Origin of the sequence: Priestia veravalensis (genome assembly GCF_001457055.1) — a bacterium.
In the GTDB taxonomy this organism is placed as follows: Bacteria; Bacillota; Bacilli; order Bacillales; family Bacillaceae_H; genus Priestia; species Priestia flexa.
This window is the reverse complement of sequence record NZ_KQ758726.1, coordinates 1-8,675: the sequence shown is the minus strand read 5'-3', so window position 1 is coordinate 8,675 and position 8,675 is coordinate 1. Positions and strand designations below refer to the sequence as shown.

The window sequence follows — 8,675 nt, the reverse complement described above, 5'->3', positions numbered from 1 at the left end:
CGCGATGATTGTCTACTGTTTAAACGTACTGGCTCAGTTGGGTACAAACAGTTCACGGACGTACTTACAAATTAGTCGGTTGTTAAAAGCAGCACCGTGGAAATCCGCACACATTTGGATTCGAAAAATAGCAGGAAGAGCTGTCCCGTAAAGGTTTAACCGTCTCTGTCGCCCTCGCCAAAGGTTATAGTGAAAAAATGGATGATTACTACCTCTGTTCACGTGTCTTCATTTTTCTTCTCAAACGGAAAAATAATAAAACAGAAAATTCAGTCAATATTTATGCGACGTTAGTGATATTTTCTATATTCCTCAACATTTTTCAGTACGTTCAAATCAAACGCTACAAACTAAATGAACGATCTTTTAAAGTATCTTGGCAAGAAGCAATGAATTTAAAAAACCCTATAAGTTTGTTTGCCTGGTGGATGCTGGCATCTTCTTTAGCAATTGCGCTTATTTTTGGTTTTGTTTCTTTATTCATAAATTAAAAATGGACTCTCTAAGCAACAAAAATATATGAATACTGTATACAATGCTAGTTTACATAAACACTCTTTCCGGAACACAACCCAAAAAAGAACCCTTGGTAGGCAAGAGTTCCGGATAAGGAGTGTTTTCTGATTTATGCAGCTTTTTATACATCCTTGATATGACTGGTTTTTCCCGTTTGCCAGTTGAGAGGAGAATGTATGTATAAAAAGTCTGCTATTTATACATATGCTTTTTTTAAAAAAACATAGTCATTATAGAAAAACATGTTATTATTTATGTACTAATATTTCTACCTCATAACAAATATTAGCTGTAAAAAGCAACCTTGGGCTTATACATGTTTATAGGTCATTTAAAAATCTTTAACTTCTAAGTTAATTCCATCTACTTTATTTTTATAAATAAAAAATGAAAGTAAGATATTTTTATCTCTATCGACATACTCAATTATTTTGTCTGTTTGGTCACTTGAACGTTCGATATAACTTTTACCATATGCTGAAATTAAATCTTTTTCGGAAGTGCCGATTGATACATTTTTCGACGTTTTAGAACTAGAATCAAATGCTTCTATTCTGTAGATGGTATTTTCTTTGTTCTCATTCTTTACAGTAATGCGTTTATTTTCGTTATTATCAATAGCATATACCTTGTAACCTGGGTGGCTAACATCTTTGCTAATAGAAAAACGATGATTTGTTTCATAGCTCTTCATATCGTCTAATAGATAGATTGTATCTATATTTTCTCCAGATAGGTCAGTAGTTTTTGTTTGGTATTCGTAAAATTTAAATCCCATAATACAAACAATAGCTATTACTATAACAATTAATACCCAAAACTTTTTTTTATTTTTTAATTTGTTCAATTTTATATACTCCTATATATTATTTTGATGGACTAAACCAACCTGTATGCTTGTGGTAGCCTCTTGCATGCCCTACGATGACACCACAGTGTCCATTTTTAGTAGAAGGTTTCGCTGCACAATAGGGGTTAGACCCATAATCAGCATAACATTTTGTTGAGCGTGCAAGTGATACATCACAATCACTTTGGAAGAAGTTTCTAATTGCGCTAGGGCTAGCTTCGTTTGAGTAATACCTACCATCGCCTAAATAACCATTGAACCTATTACAATGAATAGCGCGTCCACGAGAAGGTAATTGTTTATTATCTAAATAGGGAGCTGCAGCTTTAAGCTCTCCAACTTGCTCATCTTGAGTAAGAGTTGCATCGTGAGCTTCTTCATCAGTCACTTCATCAGTTTGTCCATCACCCATACTATTAAGTAAATGATTTAAGTTAATATATTCTTCAACGACAACAGTTTCATCACTAACATCAGCAGTAGTACTTAGCTTTTGATTGGATTCTTTTACGTCTTTTTCGCTAGCACTTAATTGTTCTGATTCGATTGTTACCTCTTCACCTGCATTTTTTTCTGTAGAAAGCGATACTACACCATTTTCATCAGTATTATAAACTTTATTATCAACTTCAATTTCTAGTCCTTCATAAGTAACCGGCTTTTGTAACTGATTAGTAGTAGGGTTATACTCCCAGCCACCATTCTCATACATGTCAATTAAAGAACTATCAGAGTTTTCTGGTAAAGTTATAACAAGATGCTTAATACTTTGAACTGTTACATTTTGATTTTCCTGTGTGGCTTCTTCAGCAAATGCTCTTGTAGATGTAACTGACATTAGAGCTAAAAATAGAATTGTAATAGTTTTTAATAATTTCATATGTTATCTCCTCTTAATTAAAAAGTAGGTGTTCCATATCCATTCAATGGATTCCACTTATGAGTAGGGGTCATTTGAATAAGCTTTGCATATATATCTTTATTACTGGTATTGTGGTGCTTTTCCTTTAGTTTTGCGATCATACCACTCATGAATGCAGTACTAAATGATGTGCCATCAACATAAATCTGCCTATATTTATCTATTATCTGCACACCGGGCATACTAAAATCTAGTTCTGTGCCATAATTAGAATTTATCCATTTCTGACCTGAGTAATCGTTAGCTCCAACACTAATTACATATTGAGAAGAAGCTGGGTAATTTACTCTTGATATTCCTTCATTGCCGGACGCAGCTACTATTACGGTATTATTTTTATAAAGTTTTTCTAAACGCGGCTCAATAGTTTTAGACATTGCTGAATTAAAGCCAAAACTCATGTTTATAATGTCTACTTTTTCTTTAGTGAGCCAATCTAGAGCATTCTTTAAATCATTTTCTTTTATTTTCCCGTCTTTGTTTGAAACAACTACCAAATAGATTTCAGCATCTGGAGCAATGGAGTTAATAATGCTTACAATTTGATCAGCATGGGTAGATGCTTCAATAAAACTATTAGCATTGTCGTTTGATAAAAAATAATGTATTCTCTTCAAATTATTCACAGTTTTAAACTTAACCTCGGTGTCTAAAATTGCAACTTTTATTCCTTTTCCAGTACTAGAATTTTTGTTTAGATTAAGAAATTTATTAGGCCATGTTTTTAGGTTTTCATAATATTTAGCACTTAAATCTAGGTTTTTAGTAGTATCATTATGACTATAAGATAAAGTTGAACTAATAATAAGCATTAATATTACCAGTATTAACTTAACTTCTAATCTATTCTTTAATGGCATATTTAATTTTATGCTTCATTTTGAGAACATTTAGGACGTCTAGCCTTTCTTGAAAATAGTTTTTACTCATATAAACATTTAAAATCTCTTCTTTATTCTCTTTTAAATTAAATATTGTTTCATCGGATTTGTTAATGTTTGTGATTATTATAATTTTGTGTCCAGATCCATGATGTTCATCCATTACATGAAGGTAATCTCCAACCTTACTTTGAGAAAAATCTTGGTTGTATTCATTGGTTAAAGAAAATATATTTTTTTCTTTAATATCTAGAGAGTTATTTTTAATAATTGAATTAATATCTTTAGCTTGCTTTAAGGAATCTTCAATTTTAGATAATTGCTGATGATTGCCACTAATTTCTTGAATTTTTATTAAATAGTCCCCATTGAAGTTTCGTTCATCTTCTATAAACTTCTTGAACTTTTCATCATTTAAAGTATACTTTTTAGCTAATTCTTTAACATGTATATATTCTTTTACAAATTCTTTAGTTTGTTCGTCTGCTAAAGTTTTCTTACTACTATCAAATAACTGTATGTAGGGAAGTTGTTTTAACATTTCTTCCTCGGAAGGTGATTTTAGATTCAGTGTATCTATCTCTAAATCTATTATCTTGTCATTTATAAGCTTATCAGCTAACCTCTTTTTCTCTTTGGAATCTAACTGATTAGTGAGTTGTTTTTGAGTAATAATCTCATCATCTAGAGTAGCAATTGCATTATTATTGTTTTGTTGAATATTTACTAGGGCAAAAGTTTCTACTACTACAATGACCGATAAGACTAAAATCGAAATTATAGTTGTTTTTTTCTTCATATTTCTCTCCTTGTTCTGATGTTGTTCAAAATAAATATTTTCCTTAAATATATATAAATGCTAAATATTAACTAAAAACATAGACTATTATAATGTATGAATATCTTCAAAACAATAAAAATTTTGGTTATTATGGATAAAATATACTATTTTTATGATTTGTTACTTGAATTGAAGATGAATGACAAAAAAGTATTGTTTACTGAATTATCTATTTTTTTAAACAGAGTTATAGAAGAGAACATAAAAAATAAGGTTCTGGTGCAAATATTTTCAGGTGGTAAGCTAAGATAGTTAATATCAGATTTAAACCAATATCAAAGCAATGTACCGAGCCATGAGCAAAATAATTATCAAGAATTTATCTCTAAAATATCTCACTCAAAAGTATCGTTAATTCACATCGCAGGAGATTAAATATGGCTTAAGGGGGGGAATTCTACCTGAAAAGAATTCCCTTAGATTTATACCAATTTATCAACATTAAAGATTAATACACTCTAGAATAAACATATAGTTAGCTATTTTATAACAAAACCGTAGATGTTCATATAGCTGTCATAGACTTCTTAATCCGTGGCTATGTTAAATCTTAAAGTTGATTTTTGTTTTTCCTGATATGCTGAACAATGTTCATTAGAAATACGGTAATTTTCCCTACTTTTTAAAGCTGTTACTTCTATAAGATCAAACCCTGATGTATCCAAGATTTATAAAAAGCTGCACAAAACAGAAACAAGGAATTTATCAGAATCTTTTTCTCAATAAGGGTTCTCTTTTGGCAGGTGTACCGAAAGAGTGATGTTGTAAAATTCTTGTGTATATGATAAAGATACAAGTATAGTACGCTTATACTACAAAAGTAATAGGATTGGTTGAAAATATTAAGAGGTGATTAAATTGATTATTAAAAGTCTTGAGAACATAAATTTACAAGAATTCACAACGTGCTTTAATGAAGCCTTCTCTGATTATGTAGTTCCGTTTAAAGTATCTCCAGATTATTTAGCTGAAAGATTTACAGGTGCAGGGATTCAATACAACTTATCATTTGGTGCGTTTAGTCAAGATGAACAGGTAGCTTTTATTATGCATGGAATTGAAGAACACAATGATAAGAAAACAGCTTTTGATATTGGTACAGGAGTCATTCCAAAACATAGAGGTGAGCGTCTTGTAGCACAAATTTACAACCACGCTATCCCTATACTTAAACAACATAATGTTCAAAAATGCTTATTAGAAGTTATCCAAACGAATGAAAAAGCTATTAAAGCTTATAGCAATTTAGGGTTTGAAATAAAGCGAGAACTTGTTTGTTTTAAAGGTAGTATCGACTTTAAACCCATGGCTATCCATAAGAAGGTATGTATAAACACTGTTAGTCCAAATAAATTTGATTGGACTATGGCACATTCTTTTTGGGATTTTGCCCCCTCTTGGGAACAATCTGTTCAAGCTATATTACGCAATCCACATTTATATGATGTTATCACGATAGGAAAACAAGATGCCGTTTATGGATATGCTGTAATTAATTCAAAACAGGGAAACGTTCTCCAATTTGGTATTCTTAAAGAAAGAAGAAACCAAGGTCTTGGTCATTCTTTGTTTCATTGGATTTGGAAGCGCCATTCAGTCATCTCCATTAATAACGTCGATAAACGGGATATAAAATCTATACAATTTCTAAAAAGAATAGGCCTTAACGTACATGTTGAACAATATGAAATGGAGAAAATCTTATAATTTATATCCATTTTATGTAAAGAATAACAAGCGTAAGACAATTAAGGTGGGAAAACGCTCATTGAAAAAATAAAACACTGATGTAAGCTACTTCCACGAATACGTTTTATGTTAACTAAGATTATATATGGTATACAGTATAAAAAGAGAAACCTCCTGATAATAAAGTAACAGGAGGTTTCTGAACCATTACAAGGATTTATATATAGTTTTGAATAGTTTTGTAATCTAAGGAAGTTGCTTGTAGTGTATTTTTAAAAGTTGCAACCATATTATCTTCAGAATGATATTCCTTTAAAGCATCTGTATCTTTTAAAATATTTCCTGTTAGAATGCATAATGCGGTCTCATCCTTATCAATCTTCTGCTGATCTACTAACTTTCTCAATCCGGCAACTGTAGCTGCAGAGGCTGGCTCACATCCAATCCCACTTCTATCTATAATAGCTTTTGCATTAAGAATTTCAGTGTCCGATACTGAAGCTGTAATTCCATTTGTTTCTTTTAGAGCATGTTTTGCCTTCTTCCAGCTTGGTGGATTTCCAATATTCAATGCAGAAGCTCTGGTGTATGGAGACCCATCAGGTATAAGTTCTTTCATTTTCTGATCTATCATTTGGTGAAATGGACTCGCCCCTTCTGCCTGTATAATTGCAATCCTCGGAAGTTTATCTATTAATCCAAGTGTAAATAAATCATGTAGTCCTTTACCTAATGCAGTTGCGTTACTTAAAGCTCCCCCAGGTACAACAATCCAATCCGGTAAATTCCAATTTAGGTATTGAGCAATCTCATAAATAATGCTTTTTTGACCTCCTATTCTAAAAGGATTAATTGAATTACAAACATATAAACCTAAATCTTCACTATATTTCTCTAAAAATTCAATTCCATCATCATACGTTCCAGGAATACTAAATACATGAGCACCATATGCGATCGTTTGTAGTACCTTGTTCATCGATATATCCTTATTAGGGACAAAAATGTAAGAATCTGAATTTCCTATGGAAGCATACATAGCTAAGGATGAAGAGGTATTTCCGGTTGAAGTACAAGTGAATTTTTTATAACCTAGGGATTTTCCATGAGAAACAGCTACGGTCATTCCATTATCTTTAAATGAACCACTGGGATTTTCGCTCTGTGCTTTTAAGTAGATTTTTCTCATACCAATATAATCTTGAATTAGTTGATGTGTATATAACCCTGTATTTCCTTCATATTTTGTCACAATAAATTCTTCAGGTAACTCAGGAAAGATTAATTCTTTATATCTCCATACGCCACTAGCATAAGGAGTCATACGTTCTGAGAGACGCTCATTAAATAAGCGTTTTAATCGCTCTGCATCGTGGTTGTGAAAGTCCTGAACAATATCAAACAATCCACCACATTCACAGTAATAACTAAAATTATCATAAGAAATTGATTTACCACATTCAATGCATACTAATTTCATTTTTATAAGGGAAGTCTCTATTCCCTTCTCACCTCTTTATTAAGAAATATTCTTGAGTACTACATTTTATAGTTTTAGAATAAAGGAAGAGGTTTTATAAATCTAATATATATTTATTTAGTATTAATAACTTTTATTTATGATTAGAGGAGCGAAATATGAATCTTCATGCTTTAAGATTATTTTACACTGTAGCCGAAAAAAGAAGTGTAACCCGTGCTGCTGAGGAATTGAATATAAGTCAACCGGCAGTAACAGCTCAAATAAAAAAATTAGAGCAAGAAATTGATTTAACTTTAGTATCTCCTAAAGGGAGAGGGATTTTTTTAACCCCTGCTGGTGAACAACTTGCTAAGCATGCTAAAAGATTATTTTCTCTTGAACGTGAGATTGAATCTTCTATTAAGCAATACAGGGATGGTACAGCTGGAAAGCTGCGTATTGTAGCAACATACCTTCCTGCAAACTTTTTACTGCCTAAATGGATTGGACTGTACAAACAGCAATACCCTGAAGTAGAGGTAGAATTAATAACTACTAATTCTAGTAAAGCAATTGATTATTTGATTAATTACCAAGCTGAAATCGCTTTGATAGGCGGTAAAAGGGAATTTCATTCATTAATTACGAGTAATGAACTATTTGAAGATCAAATGTTGTTTATCGTACATAAAAATCATAAATATGCTGGAAAAAAAGTTGCATTATCTGAAATTGTAAGAGAACCTTTTGTATTTCGTGAAGAAGGCAGTTCTTCAAGGGAAAAATTATTTTCTCTCTGTAAGATCCATAATGTCAGTAAGCCAATTATTGGATTACAAATTAATGGGTTGAATGAAACAATCAGAACGGTGATTGCAGGATATGGAGTTACTTTTGTTTCTTCGCTTGAAGTCAATGAGCATTTAGCTCAAGAGCAAGTAGCAATTGTACATGTAGAAGAAGTTAATTTGAAAAATCCTATTTCGTTATGTACAAGAGAAAAAGATGAACTTTCCAAAATTGCATTCAACTTTATTGATTCTTTAAAAAATGACATGAATTAGAAGACTAAATGTTTAGTGGCCGATAAATTACATTATGGTATCTAAGGGTGTATATCATATATAGAAATTTTCAAAAGAAGACTTAAGTTAAAATGGTATAAAAAGGTATTTTGAAAGGTAGATAGATGATGATGATTGGTGGTCCCTTACTTATTGCGTTAATACCAGGTGTAATTGTAATATTGCTAACTTGGCTATTTAGGCGTATGAGATGGAGCATAACTGTTAGAATGACTCCTTCGATTTTGGCAGCTATATCTGCATTTGTTCTTTTGTAACCATCATCTGTCATTCGGTCAAAGCGCTCGTAATCTAGGTAGCCACGGTCAAACACATACATGCATTTTTTGTCGTCCACCATGATTTCAAGCTGACCACGATCATGTTCTTTTGCCGTTGTTAAAACAGCCTTTTCAGGATAGGAACTCCCTTTTTCCATAAACACAAGTC

8 protein-coding genes and 2 pseudogenes are annotated in these 8,675 nt (G+C 31.7%); 3 read left to right on the top strand and 7 right to left on the bottom strand.

What is annotated here, in order from left to right; translation table 11 throughout:
- Window positions 1-151: pseudogene (locus AS180_RS22970) on the top strand (IS4 family transposase); the annotation flags it as partial.
- A gap of 192 nt (window positions 152-343) precedes the next feature.
- On the opposite strand, the gene AS180_RS22965 reads toward AS180_RS22970, so the two are convergent.
- The 5 genes from AS180_RS22965 to AS180_RS20330 all read right to left on the bottom strand — a co-directional run bounded on the left by AS180_RS22965 (window position 344) and on the right by AS180_RS20330 (window position 3,968).
- Entirely contained in the window at window positions 344-484 is a 141-nt protein-coding gene (locus tag AS180_RS22965; protein WP_156413523.1) for a hypothetical protein, read from the bottom strand.
- 363 nt (window positions 485-847) lie between these two features.
- Window positions 848-1,363, bottom strand: a complete 516-nt coding sequence (locus AS180_RS20345) for a hypothetical protein (protein ID WP_061786515.1) — start codon at window positions 1,361-1,363, stop codon at window positions 848-850.
- Between the two features lie 19 nt (window positions 1,364-1,382).
- Window positions 1,383-2,246, bottom strand: coding sequence for a hypothetical protein (locus tag AS180_RS20340; protein ID WP_061786514.1), 864 nt, complete (start codon window positions 2,244-2,246; stop codon window positions 1,383-1,385).
- A gap of 17 nt (window positions 2,247-2,263) precedes the next feature.
- A complete protein-coding gene (locus tag AS180_RS20335; protein ID WP_061786513.1) occupies window positions 2,264-3,148 on the bottom strand; it encodes a S8 family peptidase in 885 nt (294 codons plus the stop codon).
- Complete coding sequence (locus tag AS180_RS20330; protein ID WP_061786512.1) at window positions 3,132-3,968, bottom strand: hypothetical protein; 837 nt, start codon at window positions 3,966-3,968, stop codon at window positions 3,132-3,134. The genes AS180_RS20335 and AS180_RS20330 overlap by 17 nt, the downstream gene beginning before the upstream one ends.
- Window positions 3,969-4,868: 900 nt before the next feature.
- Between AS180_RS20330 and AS180_RS20325 the strand changes: the two genes are divergently transcribed.
- Window positions 4,869-5,717, top strand: coding sequence for a GNAT family N-acetyltransferase (locus tag AS180_RS20325; RefSeq protein ID WP_062687423.1), 849 nt, complete (start codon window positions 4,869-4,871; stop codon window positions 5,715-5,717).
- Between the two features lie 199 nt (window positions 5,718-5,916).
- Here AS180_RS20325 and thrC read toward each other — a convergent pair whose 3' ends face one another.
- Window positions 5,917-7,179 (bottom strand): threonine synthase, encoded by a 1,263-nt coding sequence (gene thrC, locus AS180_RS20320; RefSeq protein WP_061786510.1) that lies wholly within the window; start codon window positions 7,177-7,179, stop codon window positions 5,917-5,919.
- A 158-nt stretch (window positions 7,180-7,337) separates the two neighbouring features.
- On the opposite strand from thrC, the gene AS180_RS20315 reads away from it, so the two are divergent.
- Complete coding sequence (locus tag AS180_RS20315) at window positions 7,338-8,225, top strand: LysR family transcriptional regulator (protein WP_061786509.1); 888 nt, start codon at window positions 7,338-7,340, stop codon at window positions 8,223-8,225.
- Window positions 8,226-8,499: 274 nt separating this feature from the next.
- On the opposite strand, the pseudogene AS180_RS21950 reads toward AS180_RS20315, so the two are convergent.
- A pseudogene (locus AS180_RS21950) lies at window positions 8,500-8,675 on the bottom strand (transposase); the annotation flags it as partial.

Excerpts from the sequence above, each read along its gene's own strand:
- AS180_RS22965 (WP_156413523.1), bottom strand. The coding sequence starts at position 484 with ATGAATAAAGAAACAAAACCAAAAATAAGCGCAATTGCTAAAGAAGAT.
- AS180_RS20340 (WP_061786514.1), bottom strand. The coding sequence starts at position 2,246 with ATGAAATTATTAAAAACTATTACAATTCTATTTTTAGCTCTAATGTCA.
- AS180_RS20335 (WP_061786513.1), bottom strand. The coding sequence starts at position 3,148 with ATGCCATTAAAGAATAGATTAGAAGTTAAGTTAATACTGGTAATATTA.
- AS180_RS20330 (WP_061786512.1), bottom strand. The coding sequence starts at position 3,968 with ATGAAGAAAAAAACAACTATAATTTCGATTTTAGTCTTATCGGTCATT.
- thrC (WP_061786510.1), bottom strand. The coding sequence starts at position 7,179 with ATGAAATTAGTATGCATTGAATGTGGTAAATCAATTTCTTATGATAAT.
- AS180_RS20315 (WP_061786509.1), top strand. The coding sequence starts at position 7,338 with ATGAATCTTCATGCTTTAAGATTATTTTACACTGTAGCCGAAAAAAGA.